This is a genomic window from Aliiglaciecola sp. (genome assembly GCF_039982535.1).
Taxonomy (GTDB): Bacteria; Pseudomonadota; Gammaproteobacteria; order Enterobacterales; family Alteromonadaceae; genus Aliiglaciecola.
In genome coordinates this window covers 280,498-300,009 of sequence record NZ_JBDWYG010000007.1, presented here as the reverse complement: position 1 = coordinate 300,009, position 19,512 = coordinate 280,498, and the positions used below count along the sequence as shown (strand labels likewise).

Genomic DNA, 19,512 nt, shown 5'->3' with positions numbered 1-19,512 from the left:
GACCGATTACTGTTTCTTTCCACGGTATTCGCTATTGATGTCTGCGCTTACGCCATTATGAGCAACCACTCCCATGTGGTATTGCATGTTAATGTTGATAAGGTTAAGCGCTGGACGGATAAACAAGTGTGTGCAAGGTGGCATAAATTGCACAAGGGAACACTGTTAACTCAAACCTTCATGAGCAGTGATACCCCGTCGTTAACCGCGATAGAATCAGACAGTTTACAGGCTACCCTATCCATCTATCGACAGCGGTTAATGGACATTAGTTGGTTTATGCGTGAACTTAACGAGCCCATTGCCCGAAAAGCCAATCAAGAAGACCAATGCACTGGCCATTTTTGGGAAGGACGTTTTAAATCTCAAGCCTTATTGGATGAGCATGCAATAGCCGCCTGTATGGTTTATGTAGACTTGAACCCAATCCGAGCAAAGCTAGCCAATACGCCTGAAACCTCCAAACATACCAGCATCAGACGACGCATATTCGATTTAAAAAAAGGAAAACAACCTTCCACACTGATGCCATTTGTGGGCGGCACAACACAACCTCAGTCAACAGGTTTGCCGTTTGAACTCATCGATTACCTGAAATTAGTTGACCTATCAGGGCGCACCCTCCATTCCAGTAAACGTGGAGCAATAAATATTGATGAATCCCCTATCCTGCAGCGACTAGGTTTAGATGAACAAACTTGGAGCAGTCTATTTTCATGCTTTGAAACAACATTTAGTGTGGCCGCTGGGCAAATCGACACCCTCCAAACCTATAAACGACGACGTCGGCAAAAGCGCTAAGTTTGTTGAGTTTACTAGCGGTTTAATCAAGTCAAGATTTAAGGCCAATCAATATTCGTTGATAATGGAATACTTCCACGGCGTGTCATTTTTGTTTTTGCATTAAAACTCAATGCCAAGTTATTATTCACACTAAAAAATTTGCAAATAATCCTATAAGTTACGCAGCATTCTTAAAATAGATTTAATCGCCAGCCTCAAATCTATGCCTGTCCACTTTTAAATCCCTCAGTTAATCGTTAAGAGCAATACCTAAAAACATGCCTGTCCAAGTTACTATTTTGTAAAATGAGCAGCAAGGTTTTAACTTAATTTACACTAGTTAAACACGCATTTGAGAAAATACAAAACTCTATCTATTTCATCTACTTAATCCCCATTTACCATTGCATCGTTGGGCGATAGGATTTAATCTAAAATCCCAGTAATTTTTAGACAGAGTGGCAAATGAAACAAGATATAACAAACACTAAAATAATTGATTCTTCACGCCGCAAATGGCTAAAATCCGTTGGACTAGGTACGGGAGCAGTTGCACTGTCTGCATGCGTAGATTCAAGTGTAAAAGAGCTAAATGCCGCAGGCATGAAAACTGATCACTTTCCATCAGCTACACCAAATGTGAACGATGGGCTTATTCGATTATCCTCAAATGAAAACGCATTTGGACCTTCAGCAAAAGCTGCGGAAGCCATGCAATCTGAGTTGTTCAATCTTGGAAGATACGCTGATGCAACTGTCGACGTTCTGAAAAAGAAAATTGCAGCCCAAGAAGGTGTATCCGAAGAACAGATTGTCGTAACGAATGGCTCTTCTCCTATCCTTTTTGGATACGCAGACTGGATAACCAAAAACGGCAATAAGTTAGTCACTTCCATGGCCACCTACGAAGGTGTACCTCGTGGCGCAGAATTTATGGGCGCAGATGTGACTTATGTTCCATTAGACGCCGATATGAATTTTGATTTAGACGCTATTGAAGCAGCAGTCACAGATGACACCACAGCGGTGTATATCTGTAACCCAAATAACCCAACTGGGTGCGTAGTAGATCCTGTTAAGCTAACCGAATTTGCAAAACGAGTGTCACAGAAGGCCCAAGTTTTCATCGATGAAGCCTACATTGAGATGTCAGACGCATATCCAACCAACGTTCAATCAAAGTTAGCAGCCGACGGATACAACGTGGTTATTTGTCGCACATTCTCAAAAATACATGCAATGGCTGGCCAACGTTTAGGTTATGCCATCATGCCTGTTGAGCAGGCCAAAGTCATTGGTCGTATGTTAAGAATGGGTGGTGTGAACTATCTCGGTTTAGTTGCTGGTATGGCGAGTATGGATGATCACGCAAACTTAACTACGATGCGCAAACGTGTTCAAACCGAGCGCGCTAAGTTAACCACTGCTGCACTAGAGCTAGGACGTCCATATGCTAAAAATCCTCAGGGGAATTTTATCTATATGGATACTGGTATGCCCCACGATCAGTTTTCGGAAAAAATGAAAGCCGAAGGTATCAAGGTGGTGGGCAGAACATGGCCTGGTTACGACACCTGGTCTCGCATTAGTATTGGAACACCGGAAGAGACCGATGCTTGTGTTAAAGCATTAAAAACAGTTTTAGCATAATCAATGTTGCAACTCTGACATCTTAGCAAGCAACATTGTGAGTCAGAGTTCAACCAGATTTCCTAAAACCAAAAGTTCCAGCTCGAGAAATTTAGCCTCGAGCTGGAACAATACTAACTAACTCTTCGTTTTATGCATGTCCTGTAACTCTTTTTTCGATTTAACTAAAACTGCTGTCTGTTGTTAAGACTTCAACATTTTATGGATGTTCTCTAAGTCTGTTAAGACTTCAGCATTTTATGGATGTCCTCTAAATCTTCCTCTAAATCTGCTGCAAACATTTCCCATTAAAAAACCCCATTATTTAAAAGAAATAATGGGGTTGTTTTTAAATCGCAATTTTTCGATTTAACTAAAACTGCTGTCTGTTAAGACTTCAGCATTTTATGGATGTCCTCTAACTCTTTTTTATGGATGTCCTCTAACTCTTTTAAGACTTCATCATTTTATGCATGTCCTCTAATGCTTTAGGCATTGCATCAGCATACATTTGTACATCTTTGATTATTCCAGTACTGACTCGTGACCAAGGTTGGTAAGTACGGTATTGTCCGCGGATCAACACATTTTGTTTTTCCATCGCTTTTCGAAATGAATTGGCATCACCATTTTCACCCAAATTTACAAACACAAAGTTGGTGCTTGAAGGTAAAGCTGTCAAACCATTCGCTTTTACCGCCGACTGGATAATACCTTTGGCTTCCATCACTTTTTCTCTAGAGAAAGTTTTAAAACCTTCATCATGATAACTAGCAATAGCAGCAGCCAAACCAGCTTGGTTGATAGAGTAACCGCCCAATCCATATCTGTTGATAAACTCGATGTTCTCTTCAGAACCCAACATATACCCCACACGCATACCCGCAAGACCATAAATTTTAGAAAAGGTACGGGCTACGATGATATTGTGGCCTTGGTTAATAAGCGGGATCATCGAATGTTTTGGACCATCTTCGATGAGTTCATTGTAGGCTTCATCCACCAAAACCAGGGTTTTCTTAGATGCTTTAATACAAAACTCTTTGAGCTTCATCGGATCAAGAATTCGCCCAGTGGGGTTGTTTGGATTACACACATGTACCATAGCAACGTCATCATCAATGGCATCATAAAGGGCATCAAGATCAATTTCTAAATCGGCGGTATTAGCTACCCGACGAATTTCTGGCCCACCTTGGCTAATAGGCGCTTTAGACGTGGTATCCCAAAATAAATCCGGTCCTAAAATAACACCTTTAGTTGTCGCCGCCAGAGCAGCAAAGGCAAGAATTAAGGACGATCCAGCAGTAATAGAAATATTACCCGGTTTTAAGCTGTAGTTTTCTGCAATCATATCTCGCAGATACATACCTGCATTATAGGCATAATAAGCGCCGCCTTGACTACTCGCCTGAGAAATAGCTTTTAAAGCTTCAGGACTAGGGCCATAGGGATTTTCATTCGCATTCAATTTAGCAATACCTGCAGCAGGTCCGTAACTAACCTTTGGTGCCGGTGTAGTAGCGGCAGATGCCATACTTGCAGGTACTATTAAACCTGAAGCTCCGGCAGCAGAAGCAGCAATGCTGCCCCCTAAAAATAAGCGTCTAGATGGATTATAAGTCATTATTATTTTCCTTTTCTTCTTAAAATATGTCTACGACAAAACTTTGATAAACATGGCTGTTGATACAATCACTAAGTAAATACCGAACAAGCGTTTGAGCTTTTTCTCGCTGAAGCTATGGGCCAATGAAGCACCAAATGGTGCTGTAAGAATGGAACCAACACTGATGGCAATTAGCGCGGGAAGATTGATGTAACCTACAGTGCCAATTGGCATGCTTTCAGGGCTAGTATTTTCCATAAATAAAAATCCGATGGCCCCTGGTAGCCCAATTAAACAGCCCACACCTGCAGCCGTTGCCACAGCCTGTTGTATGGTGCGTTTACACATCACCATAGTGATAACCGTTGGCGTTCCGCCACCAATGCCCAGTAGCGCTGAAAACCCTCCCAGTACAAATGCCAAAGTGGCTTTGCCCATACCAGAGGGCATTGAAAACGACATACCGGGACGAACAACAAAATCTGGAAAAAGAAAATAGATTGAATACAATAAGACACCAGCAGCAAACACTATGGTTAAACCCACGCTGCTAGTATGATTAGCAATAGCTAATCCTCCCAATACCCCCAACACAATCCAAATTGACCATGACTTGAGCACATCAAAATCAACAGCACCTCGGCGACGATGAGCCATCACCGAACGGGCACTAGACACCACGATGGAAGCCAATGAGGTACCTATAGCTACTTTCACCAACTGTTCAGAGTTGGGAGTGAAAAACGGGAAAACCGCCAATAAAGCCGGTACTACAACAAATCCACCACCATTGCCGAATAAACCTGCGGTAATACCAGCTATAGCGCCAGCGCAACATAAGGTTAGAACGAACCAGAGTAACTCTATCTCCATCACAACATCGCTCCACTAAAAATTGTTATCAAAATACTTTCTCAACTTGAATAAAAAATGTTCTGTTAAAATGAGCAGGGGGCTTACGCCCCTTCTGCTATTGCTATTATGTTCTAGACCTTAGGATTTAGAAGTTAGCGATAAACTTGGCGTAATAATAACCACCTTGCCAATCAACTACTGAATCTGAGCGGTATACTCGTCCACAACAAGAATCCCCCATAGTGGCTACATCAGGATAATTATCGAAGATGTTACGAACACCCAGAGAAACGGTGTACATATCATTGATATGATAAGTACCTTCCAAATCAACCATTAACTCGGAACCGAAAGTTTGGATGTCAGTTTCAGCCGTACTATCGTTGGCATTTTCATACTCGCCGTAATAACTGAACCGAGTCGTTACCATCCAATCTTCGTAACTATGATTAATCGAGAACACACCGCGCATTTCGGGTACTCCGTTCTCAAAATCGAATTGATCTTCTGCGTTTAGATATACGCTAGGATCTGAATCAAACTCTTGAGAGTTATAATTGATCGAAGCGGTAAACATAGTGTCACCATAATCCGATTTCAGTGCGTAAGTACCAACAATATCAAGGCCTTCAGTTACCGTATCAAAGGCATTTTGGAAGAAGAAAACACCACCAATAGACTCAGCACCTACCACGCCCGCTTCAGCAAGGCTTAAGTAATTGGCGTAATCTTCATCGGTTGATGGATCGGTAGACACATCCATTGTAGAAACAGAATACACTCTGTCTTCCAATAATATATGGTAATAGTCAACGGTTAAGCTGAAATCACCAATTGCTGCGGTCAAACCCAATGTAAAGTTAGTAGATAACTCAGGGCGAAGCTCTTCGGCACCAAGTGCTTGGGCAACTGAACCACCAGCTGGAAACAAACCCGTTGCAACAGGGAATCCATCAGGTAAACGAGTGGATACATTGGTTGTACCTTGTTGACCAGGGGTTGGCGCGCGGAATCCAGTACCGTATGAACTTCTTACCGCAAATTCGTCGGTAAATTGATAGATTGCTGCAACTTTATAAACAACCTCTGAACCGAAATCTGAATAATCTTCGTAACGTAATGCACCTTGAGCAAATAGTTTATCGGTGATATCACCTGAAACATCCACATAGGCAGCATAAGAATCTCGAGAGTATTTGCCCGAGAATTCAGGGGAATAACCAGGGAAACCATTAGAACCCACACCCACTACACGGTAAGCTGGCTCGAGTCCTACAATGCCATCATCTTCAATGCCGTCATCGTTCGAGTCATTAGTAGTATAGTTCGCACAATCCAAAGTAAAACCATTGGCGATCACCGCTTCACCGGCTTCTGTAGGCACATAAGCATCGGTACAGAAGTCCCATGGATCAGAAGAGGCATAAGGACCAGCAAAATACGAATCCTCTTCACCTTCAGAAATTTCGTAAGATTCATCCATGTAACTCAAACCAAAGGCGAAAATATATTCATCCATGTCATAGGTGAAGTCAGCTTGAATTTGAGTCTCTTCATTACTTAAGTCACCAGGTTTAAATGAGGTAGGTGAAAAATTCCCCATCGAAGGGTTAATGGTATTGCTTAAGGTATAAGAAATTTCGTTGTAACCATAACGGGCACTTAAATCATAACCAAAAGCACCACTCATTCCTTTTATGCCGCCAACCAGAGAGTAATCTGTTACATCACCAAAGAAACGCGGTGTGAAGCCGCCAGGAAATATTTCAATAGGATTCCAGATAGAACCATCTTCTAAACGCAGATCTTCAATGGTGCCATTCCCCGGATAACGATAAAAGAATGCACCGTCCCCTTCACTTTCTGAATAGTTACCGAATCCATAGAGTTCAACATCATCTGAAAGTGCATAACCTGCGTTTACAAATATTCGAGTACCGCTTGAATTAGGCTGTCCCCAAGGTTGCACTTGTGACGAACCATGAACTGTTTGACCTTGCAATTCTGCAGCGGCAATATATTCTGCAGATTGGTCGTCAACACAGAACCAATCCTCACAATACTGGGTTCCTCTGAACGTTGCGTCTGAGTCTGAATATTCAGCTGAGATACTTAAAAAACCATCATCACCTAAGGCAAAACCTTTGTTACCGGCAATGACTAATTGGTCTCCGTCGCCTTCAAAATATTGCCCCATTTCCGCGGAAAACATGCCCCCTTCAGTATTATTTTTTAGCTGAAAGTTGATTACACCAGCAATGGCATCAGAACCATATTGTGCTGCAGCACCATCACGCAGTACTTCCACACTCGCTATCGCTGCGGTGGGAATTGTTGCTAAATCCGGTCCTTGCGTACCTGAACCACCAATAGATACTAAAGAAGCGCGGTGGCGTCGTTTCGAATTCACTAAAACTAAGGTTTTGTCAGTAGGTAATCCCCGCAGTTGAGCGGGGCGAATAAAGGTTCCACCATCTGAAATAGGTTGACGAGAAACTGAATAAGATGGCACTAAGGTTTTTAGGACATCGTTCATATCCGAAAATGCTACGGCATTTAAATCGTCAGCACTAAGTACATCTACAGGTACTGGAGAACTGGTTACTGTTCTAGGCGCTCCACGAGCCCCGACTACAGCTATTTTTTCCAGATTATCATCTTCTGCGGCGGCTTCTTGCGCATATGCTAAAGGTGCACTCAGCAGAGAAATGGCACAACCAGATAATCCCGCTAATATTGCAGCATTGATTTTGTTTAATTTCATTGAGTGTTCCTCTATAAAGTGTGTGTTCTAACTTTCATGCTTTGATTTTTTATTTTTCTTTTTTTGTTTTATTTTTTTCTAAATTCCTAAATGTATTCTGACTTGAGGGACTGCCCTTTCAGGGTTCAATTAAGCACCAACTTCAGGCAAGTGAATATTGTGATAGGAGTTTAGGCCTATCATTTATCAGCACAGAGACTAAAAAATGCTGTGACAAGGCGGAAGAAAAAAGATTATTGAGGGTTATAAGAAAAATATTGACCCTGACATTTTTACTATAGATAACAAAAACATATAAATTGAATTTGATTAAAAAAAAGATTGTTTGGAATTACATTAAACATGTTTTTTACATTAACAGTCGAACAGGATTGTAGTAATGGTATAAAAAATGCTTAATTTACAAGTAATTACAAAGGATAGTGCAAAAATTGAGTTCAAAAATGATTTGTAACTAATTTAGTGCAATAGAGGACATCAAAGACCATCAAATAATTGTTTTAGAGGCATTGTCTTAAGTGAACACAAAACAGCTAGAGTACTTCTTGATAACCGTTCAAAAAGGTAGCATAGCAGCAGCTGCCCGAGACTTGGATATTGCCCAACCCGCCATTAGTCAGCAGTTAGCAAATTTAGAAAGAGAAATGGGAGCCGTTTTACTTGAACGCAGTTTCAGAGGAGTAACACTTACCCAAGCAGGTCAGATATTTGTTAAACATGCCGAATCAATTACAAAGAACATCAATGACGCTAAGATCGAGCTACAACAACTAGTAACCGAATCCTCAGGTGTAGTGAGAGTTGGAATGTTACCTTCAATAGGCAACGTTTTATCAATGCCACTGATTGCTGAAATTAATCACTTTCATCCCCACATCAAACTAGAAATTAGTACGGGTCCATCTTATGCAGTAAAAGAGTGGCTTAAAACAAATCAACTCGACATTGCATTAACCTATGAACAAGAAATTGAACAGAGCTTCATGAGCGCCTACCCGCTTATTGAAGAATACATGTATTTGGTCGTCGGCAGTAATGACAGTGCAAAAAATTATAAACAATTGCTCAACCGAGACACCGTAAATTTCTGGGAGCTAAGTCAATTTGAGCTTTTGACTCCGGGTCTGAAAGACGCCTTAGGGCAACTAATAAATAATTATGAGCAAAAAACTGGCGTTGCTCTAAAACATGACAAAGCCTACTCGGGGCAATTAATGACTGGGCTTAGACAAGTTATCCAAGGTGAAGGCTTAATGATTTTACCTTCCTCGGCAATGTACCACTTAGAAGAAAGCAAAGTGGTTAAAGCTCTTAAAATCGAACAGCCTGAAATGACCAGGCTGGTGTTAGCAACCACCAACAAGGGTATGCGTATATCGGATGCTTCAATTCAAATGTTGAACGTTATCAAAGCGGTAACGGCTAGTGAACAAGCGTTATCACATTGGCGAGGTCGATTAGCAATCTCGTCCGATAGACACATTCATCCCCCGCCTTATCAGACCTCCAAAGTAGTGTGTTAACTCAGTTTGAGGTTATATTCCTTGGGAGTCTGACAATGGTTTTGTAAAATTAGCACTTGGATGCTGCACAAAATCAGAACTTCCTTGCTCTCTAAGATCTAGCAACTTCAGGCCCCGGTCTGCATGATCCAGAGCTTTTGCCCGCCAGTTGGCCTGGTATAAACGTTTAGAGGATTGGTAGTAATATAATGCTCGCTCCAAGCGAAGTCGGCTATTGCGATCCCCTAAGGTTTTATCTGCTTCTTGTAACCTGCTCTCAAAACGTTTCAGCAGAAGGTTCACAGGATCAGAACTATCTATAGTGGCCACTTCAGTCTGTCCATCAACCATGGCTGAGCTTAAAATCGCGATGATGATCACTGAACTTAAAATTAGCTTCTTCATTGCCTTTCCTTATTAAAAGATTGTGCTTAAATACCTTAAGTTTATTAACCTTATACACTGCAGTTTTAATACCAAAAACAAGTATCAACCAACAATAAATTAGAGATATTTATCGTTTAAAAACAACTAGATAAAAACACCACCATGTGCATTTTTATTGTTTGCAGATAACCGAGGATTTAAAAACCAGAAATGGAAAGTTTTTTCTGAAGACGTGTAAAAATTACTTACACTTCATTTTTTTAAGGCGATACAAAATATCGCCTAATTATTAAATAAGTCTGAGTAAAATACTTACGATGGTTTTGCTTGAGCTTGAATCTGAGCTCGATTGCAATTCGTAACAAGAGCCTGCTACAAATGAGGTAAATATTCCTTTGGGAGAGCTCAACCACTGTTTAGACTGCTGCGTTGCATTGTCTAAAGTTTGCTGCTTTACGTCTCTTGTCACGTTATATAAGACGGCTTCATTTGCAACGCGAGCTTTTTGTTCTGCTAATAAGTCAAACATACTAAGCCTCACTTTGCGGTGTCTGGTGCGTTTTTGTTTGTTTTACCAAAAACCGCATTGATTGTTGTAGAAAATCCCATTGAACGAGCGGCATTCTTAAATTCTCTGTGAATAAGCCAAAACATCATCAGGTTTAGTGAAATGAAAAGTGTTGCGATGGGCAACCAATGAACACCGTAATTGAGTGCAGCATAGCCAACGGTTAAGAGTAAGGCTATCCAGATTATTAAACTGACGCCTACTAACAATAGAATACAAACCACGCTCAACAAAAACGCTTTTATTGTAAGTTTAAACTCTTGGGCCGCTAGGCTTTTCGCTTTACTGACTTGTTCTTTCTGGGACGCCCAAACTCTTGCCCAACAAGCCTGTAGGTCAGCCAAATCTGCAACGTCGTTTTCAGGCGCTGCAGATTCTTGAGTTTGGTGAGTGTCGCCATCAATCATGGGTGATTACTTTCTTTTTAGTAGTGCAGTCAGAGCCATACCTGCGGCAAATGCAATACCAGCTGTTGCGACTGGGTTCTCTTTAGTAAATTTACCAATTGATGACGAATTCCAGTAGTCCAGAGCTTCTTTCTGCTTTTCAGATAATGTTTCAGCAGAAGCGGTAGCTGAGTGTCTTACTTTCTCTTCAGTTTTGGCCGCTTGTTTCGACAAAGAGTCAACTGAATGATGAAGAGCATCGGTTACCTTATCAGAAATTGGTGTCTCTGAATTATCAGTGCCCTGCTTAGGAATATTGGTAGCTGATTGTGTTTGATTCGACATGTCATTCTCCTTTTTGGTTAACGGACTATCAATCAATTATGGAAAGATAGTAATGGTTAAGGAGCAACGAATATGCCATTTAAAAAAATATGAATTAATGCAGTTAAAACAGTCAATTAAAGTGTTTCGGTTAGACTCGACTTATAATTATAGGGTTCACCTTGTAAATACTTCTGATACTCTTTGCAACAATTACATCAAAACGTAAAAAAAATATGTTGGAAACAAGTCTAATTTGCACAACCGGCTTTCTAGTGGCCATAACATTACTTCCACTATTACCTAGTAATCATTGGTTATGTCGCAGTTGGGAATTTCCCAGAGTTCAGATAGTCTTCTTGATCTTAGTGAATATTCTACTGACAGTTTCTTTCACGGAAACGACTTTGATGTATTGTCTACTTTTTTTAAACCTAGCGAGTTTAATATATCAGTCCATTTGGATATTCCCTTATACATTTTTATATCCAAAAGAAGTAAAACAGGCAGAAAATTCACAAGTAGAATCCAATGTAACCATAAAAGTTATTACTGCAAACGTATTAATGCCGAATAAATCGGTACAAAAACTAATAGATATAGTGACTGAATATAAACCAGATATTTTAGTGACTTTAGAAACCAACAAATGGTGGCAAGATGCGTTAACCCCCATTCATGAAAACTTTCCTTATCGAGTCAATAAACCCTTAGAAAATTTATATGGAATGCATGTTTATAGTAAATATGAAATTTCGGATTTACAGGTTCTAGAATTAATTGAGAAGGATATTCCATCAGTTCATTGTCATATTCAATTCCCACAAAACGTCAAAGTGAAGTTTCATTTTATGCATCCTGCTCCACCATCTCCAACAGAAAATGAGACTGCAAAACCAAGAGACAAAGAGTTGATTTTGATTGCCGATGAAGTGAAACACTCCCAGCAGCCAACTATAGTAACCGGTGATTTAAATGATGTTGCCTGGTCGCCCACCACACGAGACTTTCGTCACTTGAGTGGTTTAAAAGACCCTAGAATTGGGAGGGGATTTTTTAATACCTTTCATGCAGATTACCCAGTGATTAGGTGGCCTCTCGATCATCTTTTTCATTCCCAACACTTTATGTTGGTAGATATCAAAAGGCTTCCGTCAATAGATTCTGACCACTTTCCTCTGTACACAGAGTTGATGGTAAAAAGCCATATGGATTAACTGCTGAAGGTTTTGATAATAGGGAAGTCCGCTAGCACACGTTGTCCATGCGTGGCGGACTTTACACTGCTCGTTACACTGCCCAAAACTCGTATTATCTTTTGGCAATAATCCAAACTGCGTGAATTATACCTGGCAAGTAACCAAGAATGGTTAGTAGTATGTTTAAGAAAAACGCGCCACTAAATCCGACTTGAAGAAATACACCAACAGGCGGAAGTAGAATTGCTAGTATTAGTCTGATGATATCCATGATTTACCTCAATATTTATTAAATACATTCTATGTATAAGCCGCTCTGTGAGCGGCTTATAACACTTACGTTATCGGCTAAGCAGTAATTTCCTGCAATGCCTTCATCTCATCATGACATGCTTGCATTGTGCCTCGAATTTCACGAAGTGCTAATGTACATGTATCAGGCTGCTTTTCTTCAAGAGCCTCATCGATTACTTCTAAGGTTTTATCTTCCACTTCTTCGAGCTGGCTGACATAGGTATGTTCTTTGTCAAACGATAATGCACCTACTAATTTTGTGTACATGTTGCGGACATTCACAGTGATAGACTCACCCTTTTCCTTCTCGCCTTTTTCGGCGATAGCGAATGGCTGAAGAGCTTCAATTGCAGCTTTTTTCTCAAACATCATTCGCGCAAAAACTTGTTTTACAGATTGATGCGTAGCTTTATCAATGCTTTCTTCGTAAAAGTCTGCGCCCGCTCTTAGGACTTCAATCACGTCAGTTACTTTGTTTACTTGTTTCACTTCATTACTCATAAAAATCTCCTTTTAATGATCGAAAATAAATAATCAAAATTGCTCTTTGATTGTGTCATTACTCATTTAAAGAGGTTGCAGAAAGCACACCATAGTGAAAAAACTCTGGAAATAAACACTTAAATAAGCTGAATGATTAAATATTATTCATATATTTCAATAACTTAAATTAAAAAAAGAAAATGAATGAAATAGTAACAAGAAGGTAAATAAAGGATTAGAAAGAAAGGTAAAGGTTTATAACTGTAAAATTTTTACTCTGGGAATGGAAAGTTTACAAAGACAGGTGGCTATTAAAAAACATAAAAAACCCCGCCAACTTTGTTAGCGGGGAACTCACGCTTAAGGGATGTGTATAAGGTTAGGGTTACAACACATCCTCAGAAGCTACAGGATCTTCTGGTTTGACTGTTTTAGACAGTAATAACTCAGCTCTAAGACGCTTTTCAATATCATCGGCCATATCTGTATGTTCTCTAAGGTATTTAACTACATTCGCTTTACCTTGACCAATACGTTCGCCATTGTAGCTATACCAAGCTCCAGCCTTTTCAACAAACTTCTGCTTAACACCTAAGTCAATCAACTCCGCTTCTTTACAAATACCTTGGCCATATAAAATTTGGAATTCGGCTTGTTTAAATGGCGGTGCTACTTTGTTTTTCACCACTTTAACTCGGGTTTCGTTACCAACAACTTCATCCCCGTCTTTAATCGCACCAATACGACGTATGTCCAATCTTACCGAAGCATAGAACTTAAGCGCATTACCACCAGTGGTGGTTTCCGGACTACCAAACATCACCCCAATTTTCATACGAATTTGGTTGATGAAAATTACTAAGGTATTTGAACGCTTGATATTACCGGTTAATTTACGTAGTGCTTGTGACATCAAACGCGCTTGTAAACCAACGTGGGAATCCCCCATATCACCTTCAATTTCAGCTTTAGGGGTTAGCGCTGCCACGGAATCGACAACCACAACATCCACTGCACCAGAACGTACTAACATATCGCAGATTTCTAATGCTTGTTCACCAGTATCTGGCTGCGACACTAAAAGATCATCGATATTAACACCTAGCTTTGCCGCGTAGACTGGGTCAAGGGCATGTTCAGCATCAACGAAGGCACAGGTTTTACCCATTTTTTGTGCTTCAGCGATAGCTTGTAAAGTTAGGGTGGTTTTACCAGATGATTCAGGACCATAAATTTCGACCACTCGGCCACAAGGCAGGCCGCCTATTCCCAACGCAATATCAATAGTCAAAGAACCGGTTGAAACCGCTTCAATATCTAAAGCTTGGTTGTCTCCAAGGCGCATAATCGCCCCTTTACCAAATTGTTTTTCAATCTGCCCTAAAGCAGCTGATAATGCGCGAGATTTATTATCGTCCATCGGAATATCCTTCGAAAATAGCGTGATAAATTAAACAAGGCTTCAACGAACTTGTTTATTTGTTATTTAACGTAAACTTTATGCTGAGAAGTATACTGTATGATTATACAGTTGCAAGTACAGTTTTACTTGTTTTGTGTTTTTCTGACCAAGAGCGTTAAAAATCCGCGCTAAAGTTACAAGGCTTAACTGGCCAAAACCATGTATTGCTTAACCAATTCTGTGACTGGTCTGTTGCAAAGCAAACTCAATAGCTTGCAATCTAACTTGATGACGATCGCCAGAAAAAATCTGTTTTTCAGTAAAAATTTCGCCATTGATATAAAAGCCAAACCAAACTAAGCCAACAGGTTTATCTTCTGAACCACCATCGGGACCAGCAATCCCACTAACGGAAACGCCTACTTCGGCCTGGGATTTTTGTGCACATCCAGATGCCATCTGCTCCACTGTTTGAGCCGACACAGCGCCAAATGAAATCAAGACTTCTTGCCTAACTCCCAATAAAGATTGTTTCGCTTCGTTAGAATAGGTCACAAATGATTGTTTAAACCACTGAGAACTTCCAGCAATACTGGTTATTGCAAAAGCAACACCACCGCCGGTACAAGATTCAGCACAACTAATTGTCCAACCCTTTTGGGTTAACTGTTGACCCAGTTGATGGGCTAATAAATCAATAGATTCGGTTAACATAGAACGAATATGCTCCATTATATTTTTTATATGGCAGATTGTACTAACAACTGCTAGAAAAAAAACCCATACTTCTTATAATGCCCAATTGTTTTTACCTGTCTTATTTAGATAAGGCATTTATTCAAGCATAACCTCAACCTGCAAAGAGATCCCAACCTCAATGAGTAATAGCGTTAAACAGTCAGATCTAGATAGCCACACTCCCATGATGCGTCAGTACTTAACCATAAAAGCTGAACATCCAGATATTCTGTTATTTTATCGTATGGGGGATTTTTACGAGCTATTTTTTGATGACGCGAAAAAAGCCTCTGAGCTATTAGATATCTCCTTAACTGCTAGAGGTAAGTCAGGTGGTAATGCCATTCCCATGGCTGGCGTGCCCTATCATGCGGTAGAAAGTTATCTCGCTCGTTTAGTTAAAATGGGGCAATCGGTGGCGATTGTGGAACAAGTAGGTGATCCCGCCACCAGCAAAGGTCCTGTTGAGCGACAAGTTCAGCGCATTGTAACTCCGGGTACGGTTACCGACGAAGCTTTATTAGAAGATAAACAAGATAATTTATTAGCCGCAGTTTTTGCCCAAAAAGAGACATTCGGGTTTGCCATAATCGACATTACCAGCGGCCGTTTTAGTATCTCTGAACTGCCCGGTGAAGAAGCCTTATTAGCGGAATTGCAGCGCTGCAATCCAGCCGAGTTGCTATATCCTGAAGGGTTTAGCCATCTACATTTAATCGACGATCGCGCGGGCTTACGCCGCCGTCCAGTTTGGGAGTTTGATTTCCAAACCGCCAGCAAGCAGTTAAACCAACAGTTTGGTACCAAGGAGCTCAATGGTTTTGGTATTCAAAATGCGAAAATTGCCATTTGTGCTGCGGGATGCATTGTTCAATATGTTAAAGACACCCAACGCTCAGCTTTACCACACATACGCAATATTCAGTTGCAAAACAATGACGATACTGTGCTCATGGATGCAGCCACAAGGCGCAATCTAGAATTAACCTTAAATTTATCTGGCGGCGTAGAGCATACATTAGCGAGTATTCTAGATTTCACGGTCACCCCAATGGGAAGTCGGTTATTAAAACGCTGGATCCAAACCCCAGTGCGCGATTTACAGGTCATAAATAGCCGCCAACAACAAATAAAGGCCCTACATGAAGATGAATACGAAGATTTACGCGACATGCTTAAATCCGTCGGGGATATGGAACGTTGTTTAGCCAGGTTAGCCTTACGTTCAGCACGACCTAGAGATTTTTCAAGGTTGGCTAATGCATTCGTCATGCTGCCAGAAATCCAACAAAAATTAGTAGATTTAGGGCCTGACTTTGCAAACTTAAGTGAAGATATCAACAACTTCCCTGAACTTGGTGAACTTTTATCTAAGGCCGTCATCCCTAACCCGCCGGTATTAATTCGCGATGGCGGAGTTATTGCCCCAGGCTACAATGAAGAGTTGGATGAACTGAGGAACTTAGCCAAAGGCGCAACAGACTACCTAGAGCAGTTGGAAATCCGCGAAAAAGAACGTACAGGCATCCCTTCCCTCAAAGTAAATTACAATAAAGTTCACGGCTATTATATTGAAGTTAGTCGCAGTTTTGCTGACCAAGTCCCTGCAGATTATGTCCGTCGACAAACCCTAAAAAATAACGAGCGTTATATAATTCCTGAGCTTAAAGAACACGAAGACAAAGTGCTCACCAGCCAAGGGCGTGCCTTGGCGTTAGAAAAACAATTGTATGATCAGTTGTTCGATTTACTATTACCCCAATTAAATGAACTTATGCTAAGTGCCATGGGCCTTGCCGAGCTAGATGTGATTTGTAATTTAGCCCAACGAGCGGAAGCCCTAAATTTGCATTGCCCGGAGATGAGTGAACAGACTGGGATTTTTTATGAGCAAGGTCGCCACCCAGTGGTAGAAAGTGTAATGAAAAGCCCTTTTATCGCCAATCCCTTAGCTATGACACCATCAAGACGGATGTTGATTATTACTGGACCAAACATGGGCGGAAAATCAACTTACATGCGGCAAACCGCGTTAATTGTGCTGATGGCCTATATAGGTTCATTTGTACCTGCGCAACAAGCCACCATTGGACCAATCGACCGAATTTTCACCCGCATAGGAGCTTCTGATGACCTCGCTTCTGGACGTTCTACTTTTATGGTAGAAATGACTGAAACGGCGAATATTTTAAATAATGCAACGGCGAACAGCCTGGTTTTAATGGACGAAATTGGTCGCGGCACCAGCACATATGATGGTCTATCCTTAGCTTGGGCATGTGCCGAATACCTTGCTTCAAAAATTAACGCCTACACACTCTTTGCCACCCATTATTTTGAGTTAACCCAATTAGCAGCCGAACTTGATAGCCTAGCCAATGTGCACCTTGATGCCATTGAACACAACGACGAAATTCGTTTTATGCATGCTGTTCAAGAAGGTCCAGCGAACCGCAGTTATGGTTTACAAGTGGCGCAATTGGCTGGTGTGCCTAAAAGCGTGATTCGTTCAGCCAAAACGAAACTCGCCATTTTGGAGAAACAACCCAGTATTGATAGTAGTGAACTAGCAGTAAGTGATCACTCACAACAACTTGACCTGTTAGATTCAGTGGATGATTTACGAATTAAATTGAATCAAATTGAACCCGATGAATTAACACCTAAAGAAGCTCTCGCTCTGGTATATTCATTGAAGGAAATGAGTAAACAATCCTGAGATTTTGAAAGTTCATGGGGCTGACAAAATTCAGATTATTTCAAATCAAAATTTGTCGCCCTTAAATGAAAAAGTTCGTTGTATGGAAACGCAGCTTTCCGTATACTGTTGAGCCGTCCATATGCCGATCTTTTTGTCGGTTCCTTGGTCAAGTATTCTTATCAACTCCAAACGTCTTAGGTTACACATGACACATTATATTTTCGTCACAGGTGGTGTGGTTTCATCACTTGGAAAAGGTATTGCCGCAGCTTCGTTAGCTGCAATCCTCGAAGCTAGAGGATTGAAAGTTACGATGCTCAAACTGGACCCATACATTAATGTGGATCCGGGCACCATGAGCCCCATTCAGCACGGCGAAGTATTTGTTACCGATGACGGTGCAGAAACAGATTTAGATTTAGGCCACTACGAACGATTTATTCGTACCCGTATGACCAAACGTAACAACTTCACCACGGGTCGCGTTTATGAAGAAGTGTTGAAACGTGAAAGACGTGGTGACTACCTAGGTGCAACCATTCAGGTTATTCCCCATATTACCAACGAAATTAAACGTCGTGTAATAGAAGGAGCTGAAGGTGTAGATGTAGCGATTGTTGAAATTGGCGGAACAGTAGGTGATATAGAATCTCAACCGTTTCTTGAAGCAATTCGCCAATTAGGTGCAGAACTTGGGCGCGAACGTGCCATGTATATGCATCTTACCTTGGTTCCTTACATGGCAGCCTCTGGTGAAGTGAAAACTAAACCTACTCAGCATTCCGTGAAAGAATTACGTTCTATCGGTATTCAACCAGATATTTTAGTTTGCCGCTCAGAAAGCGCACTTCCTTCAAACGAGCGTCAAAAGATTGCATTGTTCACGAACGTCCCCGATAAAGCTGTTATCGGTTTAAAAGATGTAGATAGTATTTACCGTATACCTGCCGGATTGAAAGCCCAAGGTATGGATGAATTAGTCGTTCAACGTTTTGGTCTAGAATGCCCTGAAGCCGATCTGACCGAATGGGAACAAGTTCTATATGCTGAGTCTAATCCAAATGACGAAGTCAATATTGGCATGATCGGCAAATATGTAGAATTGCCCGATGCATACAAATCGGTTAACGAAGCACTAAAACATGCTGGTTTAAAAAATCGTCTTTCAGTTAACATTCGTTATATCGATTCTCAAGATATTGAGAGCAAAGGCGAAAGCGTACTGCAAGATTTGGATGCGATATTGGTTCCAGGCGGTTTTGGCGAACGTGGCATTGAAGGCAAAATTGCTGCAGCAAAATATGCTCGTGAAAACCAAATACCTTATTTAGGTATATGCTTAGGCATGCAAGTGGCACTCATCGAGTACGCCCGAAACGTGACAGGCATGACCGATGCCAACAGTACTGAATTTAACCCAGAGACACCTTTCCCTGTGGTAGGTTTAATTACTGAGTGGCAAGACTCAGACGGCAGTACAGAGGTCAGAGATGAAAGCTCTGATCTTGGTGGTACAATGCGTTTGGGGAGTCAACTGTGTCATTTAATTCCAGATACAAAGGTTCACCAAACCTATGGCAATACGGAAATTTATGAACGCCATAGACATCGTTATGAAGTGAATAACAATCTTCGTAGTGAAATCGAAGCATCTGGTTTAGTTGTATCTGGTTTATCTACCGATAAACGTTTGGTTGAGGTAATTGAACTACCTGATCACCCATGGTTTATTGCAGGCCAGTTCCACCCAGAATTTAACTCTACACCCCGTGACGGCCACCCATTATTTACTGGGTTTGTGCACGCCGCTGGTGAATACCATAAAAATAATAATTAAAAGAAAAACCAAGCGCCTATTCGCATAATAACTATTAGCCTTATCTGAGGC

Annotated in this window: 17 protein-coding genes; 6 read left to right on the top strand and 11 right to left on the bottom strand. The window is 41.0% G+C overall.

Annotated features, from left to right (window positions below; all coding sequences use genetic code 11):
- The coding region (locus ABJV04_RS01335) for a transposase (protein ID WP_348489299.1) at positions 1-801 on the top strand (801 nt) is incomplete at its 5' end.
- A gap of 447 nt (positions 802-1,248) precedes the next feature.
- Entirely contained in the window at positions 1,249-2,433 is a 1,185-nt protein-coding gene (locus ABJV04_RS01330) for a histidinol-phosphate transaminase (protein ID WP_348489298.1), read from the top strand.
- A 430-nt stretch (positions 2,434-2,863) separates the two neighbouring features.
- On the opposite strand, the gene ABJV04_RS01325 is transcribed toward ABJV04_RS01330, so the two are convergent.
- From ABJV04_RS01325 to ABJV04_RS01315, 3 genes are all read right to left on the bottom strand, one after another.
- Positions 2,864-4,039, bottom strand: a complete 1,176-nt coding sequence (locus tag ABJV04_RS01325) for a histidinol-phosphate transaminase (protein ID WP_348489297.1) — start codon at positions 4,037-4,039, stop codon at positions 2,864-2,866.
- Positions 4,040-4,069: 30 nt separating this feature from the next.
- Complete coding sequence (locus ABJV04_RS01320) at positions 4,070-4,894, bottom strand: sulfite exporter TauE/SafE family protein (protein WP_348489310.1); 825 nt, start codon at positions 4,892-4,894, stop codon at positions 4,070-4,072.
- Positions 4,895-5,021: 127 nt separating this feature from the next.
- Positions 5,022-7,640, bottom strand: a complete 2,619-nt coding sequence (locus ABJV04_RS01315; protein WP_348489296.1) for a TonB-dependent receptor — start codon at positions 7,638-7,640, stop codon at positions 5,022-5,024.
- A 518-nt stretch (positions 7,641-8,158) separates the two neighbouring features.
- Between ABJV04_RS01315 and ABJV04_RS01310 the strand changes: the two genes are divergently transcribed.
- Entirely contained in the window at positions 8,159-9,163 is a 1,005-nt protein-coding gene (locus tag ABJV04_RS01310) for a LysR family transcriptional regulator (protein WP_348489295.1), read from the top strand.
- A gap of 12 nt (positions 9,164-9,175) precedes the next feature.
- Here the strand turns inward: ABJV04_RS01310 and ABJV04_RS01305 are convergent, their stop codons facing one another.
- From ABJV04_RS01305 to ABJV04_RS01290, 4 genes are all read right to left on the bottom strand, one after another.
- Complete coding sequence (locus ABJV04_RS01305; protein ID WP_348489294.1) at positions 9,176-9,547, bottom strand: hypothetical protein; 372 nt, start codon at positions 9,545-9,547, stop codon at positions 9,176-9,178.
- Between the two features lie 271 nt (positions 9,548-9,818).
- A complete protein-coding gene (locus ABJV04_RS01300; RefSeq protein WP_348489293.1) occupies positions 9,819-10,058 on the bottom strand; it encodes a hypothetical protein in 240 nt (79 codons plus the stop codon).
- 8 nt (positions 10,059-10,066) lie between these two features.
- On the bottom strand, positions 10,067-10,504 hold the full coding sequence (locus ABJV04_RS01295; protein ID WP_348489292.1) for a hypothetical protein: 438 nt from the start codon (positions 10,502-10,504) through the stop codon (positions 10,067-10,069).
- Between the two features lie 6 nt (positions 10,505-10,510).
- Positions 10,511-10,828 (bottom strand): DUF883 domain-containing protein, encoded by a 318-nt coding sequence (locus ABJV04_RS01290; protein WP_348489291.1) that lies wholly within the window; start codon positions 10,826-10,828, stop codon positions 10,511-10,513.
- 389 nt (positions 10,829-11,217) lie between these two features.
- Between ABJV04_RS01290 and ABJV04_RS01285 the strand changes: the two genes are divergently transcribed.
- Positions 11,218-12,024, top strand: a complete 807-nt coding sequence (locus ABJV04_RS01285; protein WP_348489290.1) for an endonuclease/exonuclease/phosphatase family protein — start codon at positions 11,218-11,220, stop codon at positions 12,022-12,024.
- A 94-nt stretch (positions 12,025-12,118) separates the two neighbouring features.
- Here ABJV04_RS01285 and ABJV04_RS01280 read toward each other — a convergent pair whose 3' ends face one another.
- The 4 genes from ABJV04_RS01280 to pncC all read right to left on the bottom strand — a co-directional run bounded on the left by ABJV04_RS01280 (position 12,119) and on the right by pncC (position 14,917).
- A complete protein-coding gene (locus ABJV04_RS01280) occupies positions 12,119-12,277 on the bottom strand; it encodes a YqaE/Pmp3 family membrane protein (RefSeq protein WP_216046824.1) in 159 nt (52 codons plus the stop codon).
- A gap of 77 nt (positions 12,278-12,354) precedes the next feature.
- Positions 12,355-12,801: a PA2169 family four-helix-bundle protein gene (locus ABJV04_RS01275; protein WP_348489289.1), complete on the bottom strand. Its 447-nt coding sequence runs from the start codon at positions 12,799-12,801 to the stop codon at positions 12,355-12,357.
- Positions 12,802-13,168: 367 nt separating this feature from the next.
- The gene (gene recA / locus ABJV04_RS01270; RefSeq protein ID WP_348489288.1) at positions 13,169-14,203 is read right to left on the bottom strand and encodes a recombinase RecA; all 1,035 of its coding nucleotides are present in this window, start codon (positions 14,201-14,203) and stop codon (positions 13,169-13,171) included.
- Between the two features lie 210 nt (positions 14,204-14,413).
- The gene (pncC, locus tag ABJV04_RS01265; RefSeq protein WP_348489287.1) at positions 14,414-14,917 is read right to left on the bottom strand and encodes a nicotinamide-nucleotide amidase; all 504 of its coding nucleotides are present in this window, start codon (positions 14,915-14,917) and stop codon (positions 14,414-14,416) included.
- 145 nt (positions 14,918-15,062) lie between these two features.
- On the opposite strand from pncC, the gene mutS reads away from it, so the two are divergent.
- Both mutS and ABJV04_RS01255 read left to right on the top strand, forming a co-directional pair.
- Positions 15,063-17,642 carry a DNA mismatch repair protein MutS gene (gene mutS, locus ABJV04_RS01260; protein ID WP_348489286.1) on the top strand — a complete coding sequence of 860 codons (2,580 nt, stop codon included), beginning with the start codon at positions 15,063-15,065 and terminating at the stop codon, positions 17,640-17,642.
- A 187-nt stretch (positions 17,643-17,829) separates the two neighbouring features.
- Positions 17,830-19,461, top strand: coding sequence for a CTP synthase (locus ABJV04_RS01255; protein WP_348489285.1), 1,632 nt, complete (start codon positions 17,830-17,832; stop codon positions 19,459-19,461).
- The last annotated feature ends 51 nt before the right edge of the window (positions 19,462-19,512 follow it).

Excerpts from the sequence above, each read along its gene's own strand:
- ABJV04_RS01325 (WP_348489297.1), bottom strand. The coding sequence starts at position 4,039 with ATGACTTATAATCCATCTAGACGCTTATTTTTAGGGGGCAGCATTGCT.
- ABJV04_RS01255 (WP_348489285.1), top strand. The coding sequence starts at position 17,830 with ATGACACATTATATTTTCGTCACAGGTGGTGTGGTTTCATCACTTGGA.
- pncC (WP_348489287.1), bottom strand. The coding sequence starts at position 14,917 with ATGGAGCATATTCGTTCTATGTTAACCGAATCTATTGATTTATTAGCC.
- ABJV04_RS01280 (WP_216046824.1), bottom strand. The coding sequence starts at position 12,277 with ATGGATATCATCAGACTAATACTAGCAATTCTACTTCCGCCTGTTGGT.
- ABJV04_RS01285 (WP_348489290.1), top strand. The coding sequence starts at position 11,218 with ATGTATTGTCTACTTTTTTTAAACCTAGCGAGTTTAATATATCAGTCC.
- ABJV04_RS01290 (WP_348489291.1), bottom strand. The coding sequence starts at position 10,828 with ATGTCGAATCAAACACAATCAGCTACCAATATTCCTAAGCAGGGCACT.
- ABJV04_RS01305 (WP_348489294.1), bottom strand. The coding sequence starts at position 9,547 with ATGAAGAAGCTAATTTTAAGTTCAGTGATCATCATCGCGATTTTAAGC.
- mutS (WP_348489286.1), top strand. The coding sequence starts at position 15,063 with ATGAGTAATAGCGTTAAACAGTCAGATCTAGATAGCCACACTCCCATG.
- ABJV04_RS01275 (WP_348489289.1), bottom strand. The coding sequence starts at position 12,801 with ATGAGTAATGAAGTGAAACAAGTAAACAAAGTAACTGACGTGATTGAA.
- ABJV04_RS01295 (WP_348489292.1), bottom strand. The coding sequence starts at position 10,504 with ATGATTGATGGCGACACTCACCAAACTCAAGAATCTGCAGCGCCTGAA.
- ABJV04_RS01315 (WP_348489296.1), bottom strand. The coding sequence starts at position 7,640 with ATGAAATTAAACAAAATCAATGCTGCAATATTAGCGGGATTATCTGGT.
- recA (WP_348489288.1), bottom strand. The coding sequence starts at position 14,203 with ATGGACGATAATAAATCTCGCGCATTATCAGCTGCTTTAGGGCAGATT.
- ABJV04_RS01330 (WP_348489298.1), top strand. The coding sequence starts at position 1,249 with ATGAAACAAGATATAACAAACACTAAAATAATTGATTCTTCACGCCGC.
- ABJV04_RS01300 (WP_348489293.1), bottom strand. The coding sequence starts at position 10,058 with ATGTTTGACTTATTAGCAGAACAAAAAGCTCGCGTTGCAAATGAAGCC.
- ABJV04_RS01320 (WP_348489310.1), bottom strand. The coding sequence starts at position 4,894 with ATGGAGATAGAGTTACTCTGGTTCGTTCTAACCTTATGTTGCGCTGGC.